General features: G+C 49.9%; 14 protein-coding genes. 10 read left to right on the top strand and 4 right to left on the bottom strand.

Annotated elements, in window-relative coordinates:
- Nucleotides 1–104: 104 nt before the first annotated feature.
- From B076_RS0100075 to B076_RS0100035, 9 genes are all read left to right on the top strand, one after another.
- The gene (locus B076_RS0100075) at nucleotides 105–1346 is read left to right on the top strand and encodes an MFS transporter (RefSeq protein ID WP_028485510.1); all 1242 of its coding nucleotides are present in this window, start codon (nucleotides 105–107) and stop codon (nucleotides 1344–1346) included.
- A gap of 127 nt (nucleotides 1347–1473) precedes the next feature.
- On the top strand, nucleotides 1474–2235 hold the full coding sequence (locus tag B076_RS0100070) for a hypothetical protein (RefSeq protein WP_028485509.1): 762 nt from the start codon (nucleotides 1474–1476) through the stop codon (nucleotides 2233–2235).
- A 2-nt stretch (nucleotides 2236–2237) separates the two neighbouring features.
- On the top strand, nucleotides 2238–4916 hold the full coding sequence (locus B076_RS0100065; protein ID WP_028485508.1) for a cation-translocating P-type ATPase: 2679 nt from the start codon (nucleotides 2238–2240) through the stop codon (nucleotides 4914–4916).
- A 79-nt stretch (nucleotides 4917–4995) separates the two neighbouring features.
- On the top strand, nucleotides 4996–5976 hold the full coding sequence (locus tag B076_RS0100060; protein WP_028485507.1) for an AAA family ATPase: 981 nt from the start codon (nucleotides 4996–4998) through the stop codon (nucleotides 5974–5976).
- 98 nt (nucleotides 5977–6074) lie between these two features.
- The gene (locus B076_RS11570; protein WP_157753480.1) at nucleotides 6075–7001 is read left to right on the top strand and encodes a DUF58 domain-containing protein; all 927 of its coding nucleotides are present in this window, start codon (nucleotides 6075–6077) and stop codon (nucleotides 6999–7001) included.
- Nucleotides 6994–7500: a hypothetical protein gene (locus B076_RS0100050; RefSeq protein ID WP_028485506.1), complete on the top strand. Its 507-nt coding sequence runs from the start codon at nucleotides 6994–6996 to the stop codon at nucleotides 7498–7500. Before B076_RS11570 ends, B076_RS0100050 begins: the two co-directional genes overlap by 8 nt.
- A gap of 4 nt (nucleotides 7501–7504) precedes the next feature.
- Complete coding sequence (locus tag B076_RS0100045; protein ID WP_028485505.1) at nucleotides 7505–8656, top strand: vWA domain-containing protein; 1152 nt, start codon at nucleotides 7505–7507, stop codon at nucleotides 8654–8656.
- On the top strand, nucleotides 8656–10713 hold the full coding sequence (locus tag B076_RS0100040; protein WP_028485504.1) for a VWA domain-containing protein: 2058 nt from the start codon (nucleotides 8656–8658) through the stop codon (nucleotides 10711–10713). The genes B076_RS0100045 and B076_RS0100040 overlap by 1 nt, the downstream gene beginning before the upstream one ends.
- The gene (locus tag B076_RS0100035; protein ID WP_028485503.1) at nucleotides 10707–12314 is read left to right on the top strand and encodes a BatD family protein; all 1608 of its coding nucleotides are present in this window, start codon (nucleotides 10707–10709) and stop codon (nucleotides 12312–12314) included. The genes B076_RS0100040 and B076_RS0100035 overlap by 7 nt, the downstream gene beginning before the upstream one ends.
- A 19-nt stretch (nucleotides 12315–12333) precedes the next feature.
- Here the strand turns inward: B076_RS0100035 and B076_RS0100030 are convergent, their stop codons facing one another.
- From B076_RS0100030 to B076_RS0100015, 4 genes are all read right to left on the bottom strand, one after another.
- Nucleotides 12334–12588 (bottom strand): hypothetical protein, encoded by a 255-nt coding sequence (locus tag B076_RS0100030; RefSeq protein ID WP_028485502.1) that lies wholly within the window; start codon nucleotides 12586–12588, stop codon nucleotides 12334–12336.
- Between the two features lie 82 nt (nucleotides 12589–12670).
- On the bottom strand, nucleotides 12671–13093 hold the full coding sequence (trxC, locus tag B076_RS0100025) for a thioredoxin TrxC (RefSeq protein WP_028485501.1): 423 nt from the start codon (nucleotides 13091–13093) through the stop codon (nucleotides 12671–12673).
- Nucleotides 13094–13167: 74 nt separating this feature from the next.
- Nucleotides 13168–13623, bottom strand: a complete 456-nt coding sequence (locus B076_RS0100020) for a hypothetical protein (RefSeq protein ID WP_028485500.1) — start codon at nucleotides 13621–13623, stop codon at nucleotides 13168–13170.
- A gap of 417 nt (nucleotides 13624–14040) precedes the next feature.
- Entirely contained in the window at nucleotides 14041–14400 is a 360-nt protein-coding gene (locus tag B076_RS0100015; RefSeq protein WP_028485499.1) for a hypothetical protein, read from the bottom strand.
- A gap of 249 nt (nucleotides 14401–14649) precedes the next feature.
- Here B076_RS0100015 and B076_RS0100010 point away from each other — a divergent pair.
- Nucleotides 14650–15780, top strand: a 1131-nt coding sequence (locus B076_RS0100010) for a retention module-containing protein (protein ID WP_028485498.1), incomplete at its 3' end; no start/stop codon positions are given.

Below are 15780 nucleotides of genomic sequence, written 5' to 3'. Positions count from 1 at the left end.
CAATTGATTAATTGAATAGTTATGTGTGATTGATTAGAATGCACTGCAACAGATAGGACATTCCCGTTTATTTAAGCATGAATAACATACATTAAGTTTTGAAAATGACAACTCACCCCTCGCCTGAACACGGTATTCGTGCCAATAAAAGTCAGTTTCTATTGCAGTTGCTTCAAGTTTTTCTGGTGGGGCTGACTATTGGAATGACCCGTACCGTGATTCCGGGGCTGGCTGAAACCGAATTTGGGCTGGCTGAAAAACAGTTCTTTCTGTTGGCTTCATTTGTGGTGGTGTTCGGTCTGGTCAAGGCGGTGATGAACCTTTTGGCTGGCAAGCTGGCGGATTATTACGGACGCAAAAAGGTTTTGATTCTTGGTTGGCTGGTCGCATTGCCGATTCCGTTTATGTTGCTCTATGCCCCGAGCTGGAATTGGGTGATAGCCGCGACCTTTTTGCTGGGATTGAATCAAGGTTTGGCGTGGTCAATGGCGTTGAACAGTAAATTGGATTTGGCCAGATCGACGCAGAAGGGGTTGGTCAACGGGTTGAATGAGTTTTCCGGTTATGCCGCAGTGGGCATTGCCGGGGTGGTGACCGCTTATTTTGTGAATTTATATGGTGCGCGCGAAGGCCTGTTTATTTTCAGCAGTTTGGTGATTCTACTAGGTTTGTTGGTGGCGATGTTTTTTATTAAAGACACGATGATGTGGGCGGAACTGCATCACCAATCTGCTGACCCTGCGGACCATCAAACACTCGGGCAATTGTTTAAAACTGCCAGTTGGCAAGATCGTAATCTGTTCGCTTTAAATCAGGCAGGCCTGGTGGAAAAGTTTACCGATGCGTTGATCTGGATTTTTCTGCCGGTGTTTTTTTTATCTCAGAATCTGTCTTTGGTTGAGGGCAGCGCCATCATTATGATTTATGCCTTGGTTTGGGGTGCTTCTCAGCTGGTGACCGGCCCTTTGTCGGACAAGATTGGCCGAAAGGGCTTGATTGTTTGGGGAATGGGATTTTGCGGTTTAGGGGTTTTGGCCATTCCATTGACCCAAGGTAGTGTGTTTTGGAGTGTGGAAGCCGCATTTATCGGCCTTGGAATGGCAATGCTCTATCCTAACCTAGGGGCTTCAGTTGCCGACTTCAGCAGCGTTAAACATCAGGCCAGTTTGATAGGAATTTATCGATTCTGGCGCGATTTGGGTTATGCGATAGGCGCGTTGCTAATGGGGGTGATGGCACAGTGGCTGGATTCGCTTGAAGTGGCGTTTTGGTTGGTAGGTGCCGCCATGCTACTGTCTGGATTTTGGGTGCAGTGGGTGGTACCAAAAACCGTACCGCAAAAATAGCCCGATTTTTGATAAGGTTTTGAGTGAAAATGGGTTTTGCATTAATGTTGGCTATGTTATTGTCATTATTGGATTTTATGCAATAACTTCAGCTTACTAAAACGAGTTTTCAAAACGGGAGAACGGTATGCGTGTCGTGTCTTTGGTGAATGGTTCGCTACTGTCGGAAGCGGCGAGTTTATATGCAATCAATTATGCACGTTCGGTGCAGTTGCCCTTGACGTTATTGTTTATTGATAATGGTGAGGAATCGGTCGAGAAATTACACCTTTCGGTCGCTTCGTTGAAAGAATTGGCGGACGCACAAGAGGTCGAGGTCGAAACCGTCATCTTGCAAGGCGATATGCTGACGCAGCTGAAGCACTTTGAACAGCTTTATGCGATCGATACCCTATTTTGTGCAACCCGCAAGCTTTCCCAAAGCCATTCATTCAGTGAAAAAATTGTGCGTGCCGGCTTGGAAACCGCGATTGCGGTTGTGAAGATCAAGAACTTGCCGCAGGTGCGTTCTTACCACCGGGTCATGTTGGCGGCTGGCAAGGCCGTTAACCCGCATGCCTATCTGCTTTGGTTGGGTTTGCTTGCTGATGAGCATTCCCTGGGAAAACTCTATTTGCAGAATAGCCGCTCGGCCTCCAAAGCCTCGACCAAGTCGGGATTGAAATATGAGGCCGCGCCATTTGTGCAGATTGCTAAGATGCTGAACCAGAGTGTTGAGGTGGTGAACAGCATGCAGCCGGTCGATCCCGAGGAAATAAACGCTTACCTGATTGCCAATAACTTGGATTTGGCGATTTACGACGCGAATGCCTATTCACAAAAGATGTTGAATCGCATCACTGACGAGTCTTCGGTCAACAGCATTATTTTCCATCCCTGGAAGGTTTGACCATGCTGTTTAAACAGGCTCCTGAGCAGGTATTGCGGTCGCTGAAAAGCAGCGAAACCGGGCTGTCGCATGCAGAAGTCGTTCGGCGTCTGGAGGCCTTTGGCCCAAACCAGATTCGACAGAAAGACAAAAAAGATTATCGAATCGAGTACCTAAAAGAGTACCTCTCCTTTTTCCCGATTTTGTTGGAAGTGGCGGCGATTCTGGCGTTGGTGGCCGATCATTATCAACCCGGTCAGGGTAACGATATTTTGGCCTATGCGGTGTTTGGCGCGGTGTTTTTGAATGCCAACTTTACATTCTGGCAGAAATTCAAAGCCGATAAGGCGATGGAAGCCCTGCTGAAACTGGTCAAATCGGAAGCCAAAGTCATTCGCGAAGGGCAAGTACAGACGGTAGAGGCCAGTCAGATTGTGCCGGGTGACATCCTGCAACTGGAAGAAGGGGATAAGGTTGCGGCGGATGCGATTCTGCTCAGTGCCCATGACATTTATCTGAATTTGTCGGTGTTAAACGGCGAATCCACGCCTTCTGCCCGGCAGATGGAAGCCGGCGAAGCGAAACGTGAACTGGATGCCAAAAACATGGTGTTTGCCGGTTCGTCAATCACCAACGGTAATGGCCATTCGGTGGTCACGACCACTGGCGATGCCACCGAGTTCGGCAAGATTGCGAGAATGACGGCGGAAGTGGTCACCACTCAGACGCCGATTGAGAAAGAAATTCGTCATATGACCACCGTCTTGACCCTGTTGGCCTTGGGGGTGGGACTGGTGTTCTTTTTTCTGGGCTGGTTTTCAGATAGAGGCCTGCTGATTTCGGCGATTTTTGCTCTTTCGTTGATTGTGGCGAATGTCCCGGAAGGCCAGTTGCCGACGATTACGCTGTCGTTGTCTTTGGCTTCGCAGCGTATGGCGAGACGGCAAGCGTTGATCAAAAACCTGAATTCGGTGCAGACCTTGGGGTCGGCCACGGTGATTTGTACCGATAAAACCGGCACTTTGACCCAGAACGAGATCACTGCCAGAGTGATTCATTTGGCGGACGGCAGTGAGGTGGAGATTACCGGAAATGGTTATTTCGGGTCAGGAGAATGTCAGTTTAAAAAACAGACATCGTCGCAGAGTGAACATCGTCTTCATGAATTTTTGACGGTTGCCGCGTTGAATACGAATGTCTCCTTGGATGCGGTCGAGAAAAAAGTCATTGGTGATCCTACCGAGGCTGCTTTGGTGGCCGCAGCCAGGAAGTGCATCGAAGTTCCTGAGCTTGAAAAACTTAAAGAGTATGCCTTTTCGACCGAACGAAAACTGATGTCGACGCTGGTTAAACAAGGCGATGAAAGCTTGTTGTTTGTCAAAGGCGCGCTGGAAAGCGTGTTGCCTTTATGCGATGAGGTTCAGGCCGAGTCGATAGAGTCTTTGACTCAAGAGTCTCGGCAGCAGATTGAAGAGCAGAACCGAAAGCTGGCTGAGAAGGCCTATCGGGTTTTGGCCGTGGCTAAAAAATCCGGTGATGGTAAAGATCAGCTGACGTTTTTGGGTTTGATTGGCATGATCGACCCGCCCAGAAAAGATATCAAGCAGGCCGTTGCCGAATGTTATTCGGCGCATATCAAGGTGACGATGATTACCGGCGACAATCCGGTGACGGCCAAGGCCATCGCCGAACATATCGGTTTGCGGGTGGACGAAGTGCTGACCGGGCATGAATTGGATGGTTTGTCGAACACCGCGTTACAAGCCAAGTTGAAGCATCACCACTTATTATTTGCCCGCATGGCATCGGCTCAGAAACTGCGCATTGCCCGACTGTTACAGGCCAACGGCGAAGTGGTGGCCATGACCGGTGACGGTGTCAATGATTCACCGGCGCTGAAGCAGGCGGATATCGGCATTGCCATGGGCTCCGGTACGGATGTCGCCAAAGAGGCGGCCGACATGATCTTGCTGGACGATAATTTCAAGTCGATTGTGGCGGCGGTTGAGGAAGGGCGTACGGTTTATTTCAATATCAAGAAACTGACCACCTACATACTCAGTTCGAATGTGCCGGAAATTGTGCCCTATGTGTTGCAGTTCTTTTTGAAGATACCGATGCCGCTGTCGGTGATTCAAATCCTGTTGATTGATTTGGGATCGGATCAGTTGCCCGGCTTAGGGTTGGGGTCGGAAAAGCCGGAAAAACATATTATGCAACGGCCACCGATGAGCAAGGACGAGAAAATTCTCGACTGGGAAGTTTTCAAACGCGGTTACTTTATGAACGGTGTGTTTGAGGGCTTGGCGGCGATGTTTGCTTTTCTGGGGTTCTTGTTCCTGAACGGCTGGCAGTACGGCGACCTGTCGATTGATTCGGAATTTCATCGTCAGGCGATGACCATGACCTTGTTGGGGGCCATCACCTGCCAGATGGCGAACGTGTTTACCTTGCGCTCTTGGGAAGGTGCAATCTGGCAACTCACCAGTATCAACAAGATGATCTGGTTTGGGGTGGCGACTGAGGCCCTGTTTATCTTGGCGGTGTTGTATGTCCCACCGGTACAGACGGTATTTAATACCGCTACGGTGCCGTTAGAAAATCTGTGGTTGTTGGTTCCGTTTCCGATTTTACTGGTGTTGAATCATGAGTGGTATAAAGCGCGGCAAAGAACCAAATGGCAGAGGAGGCCATCAATGTGAATGTTTGTCTTGCAGAAGAATTGAAGTGAATATGCCATAATATGGTGATAAGAACCCCCCTTTATTTAGGAATAAGTTTATGTCTACACAAACAGAATTTCATGCCCTGAAACAGCATTTGCAAAACGTCATTGTTGGTCAGGAAGCCTTGTTGGATAAAATGATCATCGGCTTATTGACGGGCGGACATATTCTGTTGGAAGGTCCGCCGGGCCTGGCGAAAACGACAGCGGTCAAAGCTTTGTCGATGGGTGTACACGCCAGCTTTCAGCGCATTCAGTTTACGCCGGATTTAATGCCGGGCGATGTGATGGGGTCCGAGGTGTTGGACGTCAACACCGGTCAGTTGAGCTTTGTGAAGGGGCCGATTTTTAATGAAATTGTGTTGGCCGATGAGATTAACCGTGCGCCGCCCAAGGTGCAGTCGGCCTTGTTGGAGGCGATGGCCGAAAAGCAAGTGACCGCCGGTGGACAGACACGTACCTTGCCGGAAATGTTTCTGGTGATGGCGACTCAGAACCCGTTAGAGCAGAGCGGCACCTATCCGTTGCCGGAAGCTCAGCTGGATCGTTTTATGCTCCACGTGGTGCTGGATTACCCGGATGAGGTCGAAGAGTTGGAGATTCTGCGCCGCGACCGCGCTCATCATTTTGGCGAAGACAAGGAGCAGCCGAGCGCATTTTTAACCCCTGAAAATGTATTGCATGCGCGTCATGCGATTTCAGAACAGTATGTGTCCGAACCGGTTGAAAAGTACATGGTGGCATTGATCAGCGCCACCCGCAAACTGGGTGAACTGGATGCGAATTTGGCAGGTGTGCTTGAGGTGGGGGCGTCGCCGCGAGCGTCGATTGCCTTATTGCACGCCGCCAGTGCTTATGCCTGGCTGCAGGGACGTGACTTTGTCACACCCGATGATGTGATCAGCTTACTGCCCGACGTATTGCGTCACCGTTTGATTGTGAGCTTCAGTGGACGTGCACAACAGTGGGATGCGGATTCGGTCATCAAGAAAATCATCGATTTGGTGCCGGTGCCTTTAACCGAAGCTAGCGCTTGATGAAGCTGGGTTGACGATTGGAATCGCGAGGGGATATGTCGCTATTACGCTTAATAAAATCGGGAATGCAGGGCTTGTTAAAGCAGATGGAGCCGTCTATGGAAAGCTCCAAACGCTTGCAGCAGCCCCTGTTGTCGGCCCAGCAAATCGGTGACCTTGCAGAAGAGGTTTCTCACTTGGCCGGTTCCCTGCCGAGGAATCTTCGGCCAAGCGAGGCATTACGGCAAGGCGAGCAGACTAGCCGTTTTATGGGGGCAGGTCTGGAGTATGAGGAGAGTCGTCCTTATCAGCTTGGAGATGAGATTCGGCGTATCAACTGGCGTCTGATGGCACGCACCGGACAGGCTTACACCAAACTGTTTCAGGAAGAGCGCCAGGAAAACTGGTTCATATTGGTCGATCAGCGCCAAAGCATGCGCTTTGGGACTCAAACCCGCCTGAAAGCCGAGCAGGCATTGCGCGTGGCTGGTTATTACCTGTGGATGGCGCAGCAATCGTCGATTCCGGTGGAAGGGGCGCGTTTGGCCGAGGATTTGCAGCCCACCCCGACCTTTGAGGGACGCGGCACTTTTGAGCATCTGATGGAGATTTTCTCGCAACCTTGTCCTCCGCAGGCCTTGAGTCGTCAAGAGCCCCGCTTGAATGATGTGCTGCTGGAATTGACTCAGCGGATCCAGCCCGGGTCGAGAGTGATTCTGATCAGCGATTTTCACGATGCCGATGCTCAGACCACGACGATACTGACTGCCCTACAGCAGACAACCCAAGTGAAAGCCGTGCTCATTGAAGATGCCGCTGAGCGTGATTTACCGATGGCGGAAGGCATGCAACTGCAGTCAGTGGCCACCTCTGAAGTATTCAGGCTTCACGGCATTCAGCAGGTGCAGCAATATCATCTTTGGGCGGAGAATTATTTTCAGACCTTGCAGAAACGTTTAAAGCAATCCGGGGCCTTGGTCACCAGATTGCTGACGCATGACTCTTTAAGCAAGCTGGCGCAGCGAGGGGAGGTCGCCGATGGCTGATTCCGCAGTCAATTCGACTCCTGTTCCTTTTGAAGGTTTGTCTTTGCAGGATATTGAAGTGCCGATGCCGCCCGGTGTTGACTGGGATTTTTGGTTGGCTCTGTTGGGTTGGAGCCTTATCGGGGTGCTGCTTGTTGTGTTTTTGCTGTGGGTGGGGCGATCTTATTACGTGCCGATACGCTTGTCCAGGCAACTGCAAAGTTTTCAAAATGCGGCACTCAAGTCTTCCGCTGACAGGTTCGTGATCGATAAATCTCAGTTGTGGAGCTTATATGGCTGGGCCAAGCAGTTGCAAAGTCGCTTGCATCCATCCGAAGCCGAAACCGCTGAGATGACCGCTTTTATGGAGAAGTTGAGCCGTTTGGGGTTCTCGCAAGCGGAGGTTTCACGTGAAACTTACAATGAACTGATTCAGCAGGCACGAATCCTGTTGAAGTCGCATTCGGTTTTGAACTTGACCAGGCCTGTCCATTTAGGCCTGTTGAACAAGGATGATTGAGTAGATGGAATCCTTGGTATTGTCATGGCTGGATGTTTTATCGTTTGACGTGGATCGTTTTGCATCACCTGTTTGGCTGTGGTTGATGTTTGCTTGGCCGCTGCTGTGGATGTTGCAAACTATTTCTCTGGGGCCGGTTCAGGCAGGGGAGGATGATTTGGCACAGCTACAGGCGCAACGTCAGTTTGTGTTCCGGCATCCGCTGATTCATCTGCAGACTCGGGGCGCGGTGGATTCTACACGTCCTTCTGCCTTTTCATGGTTGAGAATGGGGTTACAGCTTTTGCGTGGCTTGGTGATTGTCAGTGTTGCACTGGCTTTGGCTCAGCCGCAAAAGGTGCAGCTATCTGAACCTTTGCCACAAGAAAAAACCGTGCGTGATGTGGTGTTTGTGATTGAGAGTTCGGCCTCCTTTTTGTTGCCCGACTATCAGGTGAACGGTCAAGCCGATACACGCATGAACGTGGTGAAGTCGGTATTGGATCAGTTTATTGGCGGCCTGGCCGGCAATCGTTTCGGTTTGACCATCTATGCACAGCAGGCCTATACCTTAATGCCGTTGAGCTCCGATCAGACCGCCGCCAGACTGAACTTGAAACGTTTGAAACCTTATTTGGCCGGTCGCACCGATGAGGCGCTGGGCGAAGCCCTGGGATTGGCATTGAAGCAGGCCGAAAAGGGTATGCAGAAAGGCGATGAAGAGACGTTGAGACGAGTGGTGGTGTTAATTAGTGATGGCCAGTCGCAGCCTAGCCGAGTGGCCGTAGAGGAAGCGATTAACTATGCGCAGATGATGAATGTGCCGATCTATACGGTCGGAGTGGGGGCCAGTAGCGATAAGGCCGATACACGTCTTTATTCCGGTCTGCTTTACCAGCCGCTGGAGTCGGCTTCTTTGAAACAGATTGCCGCTGAAACCAATGGACACTATTATCAGATCGGCAGCGGGGATGATCTGCAGAAGGTGTTGCGTCAGATCGATCAAACAGAAGGTGTGCCCTATCTGGCACCACCGAGTCCGCCCCGTAAAGTTCCGCTGTATCAGTGGCCATTGTTGTTTGGTGTGGCCGCTTTGTTGTTATACCTGTTGTTAAGTCTTTCTTTGGCGTCACGCTTGTCCAAACAGACTGAAGCCGCCACACAAGGAGGGCATTAATGGACATGATGTTGGAATTTTGGTCGGTGTTATTGAGCGGCGGTCTGCAATGGCGTGCCCCTATGTGGTTGTGGGCTGTGTTTCTGCCGCCGCTATTGTGGCTACTTAAGTTGTGGTGGCTCAAGGCTCAAAAGCAGCGTTATGCGGATTCTAACTTGTGGCCTTGGATTGACGCCAGTGCTTCCGTTTCTGCAAGCAAAGGCCAATATTCAAGTTTGAACAGGCCTGTCCATTCTCAAACTGGGTTAATGAGTCGGGTGATGGGGTTTTATCATCAGCTCAAAAAATGGGTTTCGCCGAGCCGCCTGCTTACTCTGGGGTGGCTGTGTTTGATTATTGCATTGGCTGGACCACGAAGTCTATTGCCGAGTCCAGATCAGGTCAGCCGAGCGGGGGTGGATGTATTGGTGATGATGGATCTCTCCCACTCCATGACTGCTGAGGACGTCTATCCGAATCGCTTTTTACAGGCTAAATCGCTGGTCGAAACCATGGTCAAGGGATTGCAGCCGAACGACCGAGTGGCTTTGATGGGCTTTGCCGGACAACCGCATTTGGTGAGTCCGCTGAGCTTTGACCGAGGTTTGTTTCAGCATGGTTTGAATTTATTGGAGCCGGATATGTTGCCGACCCAAGGAAGCTGGTTGGAGTTGGCAACGATTTTTGGATTAAATCATTTGCAGCAAACAGCCGGCAACGCCAAGGTGATGGTGGTTTTGAGCAATGGCGCTCCGGCGTTCTGGAAACCTCAGAGTCTGCCGGAAGCGCTACAGAAACTTCCGGTGACTCAAGCTTTGCGCAACGGCACAACCGATGTCAAAACCATTTGGCTAGGAGTCGGCAAGCCGACCCCTAGCCCCCTGCCAGACGTAAGTGACAAAACCGGTCGTTTGCATGTAAACGGACTGTTGGTGCAGAGCCGTTTGGAAGAGGCGGTGCTCAAAAAATGGGCGCAAACCCTGCAAGGCGTTTATTTGCAGGCCTCGGCGGATCAAGCCTTTATGGGACGCCTATTGAAAGAGGTGACCTTGCCTGCGCAAAGTCGAAGTCTGCCAGCCAATCAGCAAGTCTGGCGTGATTTTTCCCAACCGTTTATGGTGGTGGGACTGGTGAGTTTATTGCTGGCTTTTTATCCACTGACTCTGGTGTTGGCTTCTACCCAAAAACCTTCTAAATCGAGCTTGAAGACTGTGGTGCCGATGTTTTCGCTTGGTTTTGCGGTGTTTTTCTCCACTCTGCTGTCCTCACCGGAGATTCAAGCGAGCGAGTCGACACAGTCTATTAAGCAAAAAGCTTATGAGGCTTTTCAAGCCCAGCAGTATGATTTGGCGACCTCTTTATATGATGAAGTAGCCGAGTATGACGGTTATTTAGGCGCCGGCAGCTCGGCCTATAAAGCCGGCGATCTGGAATCCGCGGTGCTCTATTTCAGGCAGGCGGCACTGACCGCGGAGGATGACGTTTCAAGAGCAAAGGCGTTGTTCAATCTAGGCAACAGTTATTATTTGGCGAACCTACTTCCGCAAACGATTGAAGCCTATCGGCAGGCTTTGCTCTACTGGCCTCAGTACGATAAGGCTGAGCAAAACCTGGCTTTGGCCTTGCAGCGCAAACAGTTTGAGGACGCCGGTCAGAGTGCCAAAGCAGAAGAGGAGGACGATGGCAGCGGTAAAGGGCGTGATTCCGACGGGGCCTTTTATGGCGGACAAAAACCGAATATGTCGTCTGAAAACCCGGGGTTTGGTGCGGATGACATCGAAGGTTCCAGTGGGGAAGACAAAGTGATTTTGCCGCAAACCGGCGAGATTACCGATTACCGTATTGACTCCCAGGGAGCGGATACTTTGCTAAGCACCGAGCAGCGCGCGCAGAACGCAACGGGAGCGGCCATTTTGCAGCTTCAACGACAACAACAAAGGGCACAAGTGTTCGAAAAGCAATTGCAGCAAATAGACGACCAACAGGACGTGCTCTTGAGACGGATTTTTGAACGCGAAGAAGGGTTTCAGGCGGCACAGGAACAGGCGCATCCGATTCCGGGAGTGCAGCCATGGTGAGTTTGACGTTTTTTAGCCGCCTGGTTAAGAGGGTTCGTTGGACGCTGTTGCCCATTGCCTGGTTGTTGGCGTTTTCAACTGCCAGTGCAGCGGATGAGTTCGTCAGGATCTATCCGGACAACGTCATGTTGGGCGAGCGCGTAACCCTGGTTTTTAAGGGGCGTGTCGCCGTAGAGGACTTTGAGAAGTGGGATTTGCGCGACTTGAAACAGCAGTTTGCAATCGGTGAGGTCGATGCCTCTTCAGAGCGGATCCGTTTGCGCTTGTATCCTTTGACGGAGGGCTTAATCGACATCCCCGCCCAGAAGTTTGGGCGTGTCAGAGTGCCTGAGATGCATGTCGAGGTCAGGCCGAATCCGCAAGTACGAATTGAGTGGTCGGCTCCGTCAGGATCGATCTATGCGGCGCAAAATGTCAGTTGGACAGCGCAGGTAAGCCTTTTGGATGCCGCTAATCTAGCTAGTTTTGAGGGCCGTGACTCCGCTGATTGGAATGTTGTTGTTCCGCAACAGCCAGTGCGTGAAGAAGTGTTTGCGCAGGAGCAGGGCAATCAGGGCAAACGGGTTTGGCTGGCTTCGAATTACCGACTCAAGCCAGATGCCATTGGCACTGAGTTTTTGGTTGAATCGCCGGCAGTGGTGGTGAAAAATACCAGCAACCAACGTTGGCAGTTTTACGACAAGCCGGCCGGTTTGACCTTAAACCCTTTACCGAGTTTTCTTCCGGTGACGCAGGTTGTCGGAGAGGTTGCATTTGTCTCTGAAGGTGCCGGTTGGTTGCATGAGTCCGGCGATTTACGCCACTGGATCTGGACGTTTCAAGCCCAAGGGGTGAGTTCGGAGGATTTGCAGAGCCTAGCTTACCAGTTGATTGCCCAGATTGGTCATGATCCGAAAATCGAGTGGCTCACCGAAAGTTACCAAGCGCAGCAATCCATGAACGAGAGTGGCTTGATGAGCCGTTTGCAAGTGCGTGTGCCTTATCGAGTATTGGAGTCGGGGGTGTTTAATTTGCCGGCTTTGCAAGTGCGCTATTTTGATCCCTCAAGCGGTAAACTGAAAATCCAGGCGGTTGCATCTGACTGGGGCTTGGCGATACCGGCCTGGTTATCGTGGTTCGCCCAGTGGATTGCTTTGCTGGTGAGCCTGTTTGTAGTATTCAGCGGTTTATGGCTGTTTAAGCAGGCCTGGTTGAATTGGAAATTGCGTCGTGCCATCGCTCAGGCTCAAAGCCTTCCGCAATTGCTTGAGGCGATGTTTGTTTGGCAAAACCAGCAGGCCTGGTCTGGGGACGTCTCTAAGGCAATGGATTCAGGTTCGGTTATTGACTCGGGTTTGAAAAATCACTCACTTGGCCAGTTCTTGGCAGGGTATCAAAGACGATTTGGAGCCTCTATTGCGCTGCAGGCCTTGGTGTTTAAGCTTAATGTGTCCCTTTATTCCCAAGTGGGTGAAGCGTCTGTTTCATCCATGTCTGAGTTACAAACGCACGCTCAAAGCTGGGCTCGACAGATTCCATTGATTGGCAAAAGTCAGGTTTTGAATCTGTTGAAGAAATTTATTCGCCCTGTTTCAAAGGCTTTAAAAATAACCCGGGTTTAGAGTCACCGCCCGGTGGCATTTAGTTGAAGGTTTCGTCAAACGGCTTGATGATGCGTTGATATTTGCGAAAGGCAATCCACCCCGCCCAAATCAGTGAGCCGATCACGACGGCACTTCCGGCATAGGCTAGGCCGTTGGCAAAGGTATTGTCGCGCAGCAGGCTTGGAATCATCAGCAGTACACCTAGGATCAACCCCAGTGATGCAGTCTTTAGTGCGACCTTGAGAATGCCGTTGATGAGCTTGTGTTTGTGTTCGGCTGAGCCCAGTTCCATAAGGTATCCTTGAGTCTTTAATGAAGAATGTAGTGCCTGCCATCTTACTTCATCTGAATGAAAAACAGGCACTTTTAAGTGCTTACAGGTACTGCTGCAGCCAGCGACTGAATTCTGCAGGCGGTAAAGCGCCGGATAAGCGAGTAACTTCCTGTCCGCCTTTGAAAATAGCTAAAGTCGGAATCGAGCGGATGCCGAATTGAGCGCCCAGCTGCTGTTCGCTTTCTGTGTTGATTTTAATAAAGCGTGCTTTCGGCTCAAACTGGGCAGCCGCTTGGCTGAAGGTGGGCGCAAAACTTTTGCACGGGCCACACCAGGGAGCCCAGAAGTCCACGACTAGCGGCTGATCGGTTTTTTGATAAGCGCGTAGGAATTGTTCTGAATTCATTTCAACGGGTTTGGCGTTGAATAGTGGGCTTTTGCACTTTCCGCAGGTGGGTTGGCTTTCCAGTTTATCGTCTGCGACGCGATTCAAACCGGCACATTTAGGACACATAATGATCATGGGCTTGCTCCATAACTGTTGATTTGATTCTTTTTATAGCGGCTGTGAGTTGCGAATTCAAGGGAGTCAGCACCTTATTCAAGCCAGCTGGGTTTAGGGCTTTCTTCGCGCCCGGCCTCGAAACCGCGGTCTACAAAACCATGTAAGGTGTCATCATGCGCATGAATCAGTTCGATGATTTTAGGATCGTCACTGGTTAAGGTCGCTTCCACGCCGTTTTCGACATTGCGATAGCGCATGGTGATTTGATCTTTATATTCAAACAGTGCCGCAAACAAAGGATCCCAAGAGCGAATCGCACGCCCCATTCCAAAGCGTTTTTCCATGCCTGTAACATGTTCCTGAATGATTCTTGCAAGCTCTGCGGTATTGGCGGTCGTCGTGCTGCAAATACCGTTTTCCAGTTTCACGGTTTCTCGTTTGAGTTGGTCGTGACATTCCAGAAGTTTGCTGAACAGTGCTTGATCCTGTTTGTGTTGGGCATCACTGCCATGGCCATGTTTGTAGGCGCGGTGCGGGTGGTCTGACATATTGGCTCCTTGGATATAATCTCTTCAGAGAAAGAAACGGTATTGAGAGTATTCTAATAGGTTTGTCGGATAAAAAAAAAGCACGATATTGGCCATATCGTGCTTTAAGTCTGAGGAGCATTTAAGCGGTTTGACAATGTAGCCGCTTAAATTGACTTAAAAGGGAATTTTAAGTCCAACTTGAATAAAGGTAATTTATTTAAGTTGAGTAAAGTTTACTCCCGAGGCATTTGATAATCAATCTCAAATACTTGAAGAATCATTGAGAAAGTATTAATTTTTATGTATAGATTAGTTTTTTTTATAATTATTGAATATTAATGACTTATCGAGCTTGAGTCACCTATTGCATTCAAGCAGCATTTTCTATTTTATTGCCACCTTGTGGCTGGTAATACAGCCACAATAAAGATTTGTTTAAGACTTGGCTTGAGAGCTCTCTTCTTCAGATGGCATAGCAGTCTCGTTCAACTGTAAATAATTGGCTTGATTTTGTAGGCTTGCCGCGTAGGTTAAGCCACTGTCTTGCTGTTGGCTTTCTGCGGTTCGGTTTTCTGGTGCGGCCGCATCTTGCACCGTTTGACTGGCATTCAGGTTTTGTGCATTGGGATCCATTCTGGAGGCCTGTTCAGAAAGTGTGACCGAGCTGTTGCCTGCTTGGGTTGAGGTCGTTGTGCTTTGTTCATTGAGTCTCAACTCTTCGTTTGGCACAGGATTGCTCATGGGGCTTTGCGCGCTTAACGCGGCTGAGGATAGAACCGGATTGATTGTACTCATTGTCTTCACCTCTATAGACGTTTCTATCAGTGATGGTAGAAATGCCATTATAAACCTATCAGATGAAATTTAGCTAGGGCTTTGTTTTTTCGTTCTTTTTTAAGCAACAGGTGAGGGGTGATTCTATGATTTAAATATTTTTTGGCTCTGTAGTACTTTAGGACAATAGTACCTTATGGATTTAAGAGTAATATAGAAGCCATAAATGGATAATCCTATCCAGACCACTCATCACATTGGAGAAATGTCATGTCAATCGTTGCCGGAAAAATTACTGCTGTTACTGGAACTGTTCAAGCTGTGAACCCAAACACGGGAGAAGTGAGGTTGCTTGTTGTTGGCGATCAGGTTTTTGCCGACGAGGTAATTATAACCTCGGTAACGGGTGGCGTAACCGTTGATTTGAATAACGGAGACCTGTTGACGCTAGGACGTAATACCGAAATGGTATTGGACGATGATGTGGTGGGATTGGCTGCCGATTCGGCTACTGAAGGTGCGGTTGATGTAGAGGCGTTACAGCAGGCCTTACTTGATGGCATCATTGACCCCGAAGACCTAGAAGCCACGGCGGCCGGTGAAGGGGATGCTTCAAGTGCAAACTCGGGTGGTCTAAATGTGGTGGAGCGCCTTGGATCAGAAGGTGAAGTGACCAGTGGTTTTGATACAGGAACACGTTCCGCGAATGACATTACTACGAGAGAGTTTGTGGGAGATATTGTCGTTCCAGTTATAGTGAGCTTAAGTGGAGATACTTCGGTCCAAGAAGGAGCGGCTGCGGGTTATATAGTCAGCCTAAATGATGAAAATGGTAATCCGGTTGTCGTCTCACAAGACCTTACCGTTGACTTCACTTATAGCTATATCACTGCAGAAGGTGAAGATATTGTAGAAACTTTGTCAGTCACGGTTCCTGCAGGATCAAGTTCTTTTGCTTTTGAAGTCAATACGGTTGATGACGCCCTGGCAGAAGCTCCTGAAGATTTTTCTATTGCCATCAATAGCATTACTGCCGGTGCGGAACAATTTGTAGACATTTCTGTGGATGATACGCCTGTCATCACGACGATCACAGACGACACCACGCCAAACAACCCTCCAGGAGAAGAAGATACTGTGTATGCAGTCCTGACGGGAGCCGAAAGTGTGGTTGAAGGCGAGCAAGCGACTTACACCGTCAGCTTGGTGGACAAAGACAACAACCCAGTGACACTGACAGAAGGTCAAAGCTACACGGTTGACCTATCGACGAACAGCGAAGGACTAACCTTGGCGGCGACCGAAGGTACGGATTATGTGAGTCTGGATGGAGACACCCTGACCCTTACAGGTACAGCGGCAGGTGTCTCAAGTGCAGACTTCACGGTGAGCACAACAGAC

It is taken from the genome of Thiomicrorhabdus chilensis DSM 12352, from assembly GCF_000483485.1.
GTDB lineage: Bacteria > Pseudomonadota > Gammaproteobacteria > Thiomicrospirales > Thiomicrospiraceae > Thiomicrorhabdus > Thiomicrorhabdus chilensis.
The sequence above is the reverse complement of the archived record's forward strand: the minus strand, read 5'-3'. Positions and strand labels throughout refer to the sequence as shown.

Bases quoted from the DNA above. Each gene is read 5' to 3' on its own strand.
- B076_RS0100075 (WP_028485510.1), top strand. From the start codon at position 105: ATGACAACTCACCCCTCGCCTGAACACGGTATTCGTGCCAATAAAAGT.
- B076_RS0100070 (WP_028485509.1), top strand. From the start codon at position 1,474: ATGCGTGTCGTGTCTTTGGTGAATGGTTCGCTACTGTCGGAAGCGGCG.
- B076_RS0100065 (WP_028485508.1), top strand. From the start codon at position 2,238: ATGCTGTTTAAACAGGCTCCTGAGCAGGTATTGCGGTCGCTGAAAAGC.
- B076_RS0100060 (WP_028485507.1), top strand. From the start codon at position 4,996: ATGTCTACACAAACAGAATTTCATGCCCTGAAACAGCATTTGCAAAAC.
- B076_RS11570 (WP_157753480.1), top strand. From the start codon at position 6,075: ATGGAAAGCTCCAAACGCTTGCAGCAGCCCCTGTTGTCGGCCCAGCAA.
- B076_RS0100050 (WP_028485506.1), top strand. From the start codon at position 6,994: ATGGCTGATTCCGCAGTCAATTCGACTCCTGTTCCTTTTGAAGGTTTG.
- B076_RS0100045 (WP_028485505.1), top strand. From the start codon at position 7,505: ATGGAATCCTTGGTATTGTCATGGCTGGATGTTTTATCGTTTGACGTG.
- B076_RS0100040 (WP_028485504.1), top strand. From the start codon at position 8,656: ATGGACATGATGTTGGAATTTTGGTCGGTGTTATTGAGCGGCGGTCTG.
- B076_RS0100035 (WP_028485503.1), top strand. From the start codon at position 10,707: ATGGTGAGTTTGACGTTTTTTAGCCGCCTGGTTAAGAGGGTTCGTTGG.
- B076_RS0100030 (WP_028485502.1), bottom strand. From the start codon at position 12,588: ATGGAACTGGGCTCAGCCGAACACAAACACAAGCTCATCAACGGCATT.
- trxC (WP_028485501.1), bottom strand. From the start codon at position 13,093: ATGATCATTATGTGTCCTAAATGTGCCGGTTTGAATCGCGTCGCAGAC.
- B076_RS0100020 (WP_028485500.1), bottom strand. From the start codon at position 13,623: ATGTCAGACCACCCGCACCGCGCCTACAAACATGGCCATGGCAGTGAT.
- B076_RS0100015 (WP_028485499.1), bottom strand. From the start codon at position 14,400: ATGAGTACAATCAATCCGGTTCTATCCTCAGCCGCGTTAAGCGCGCAA.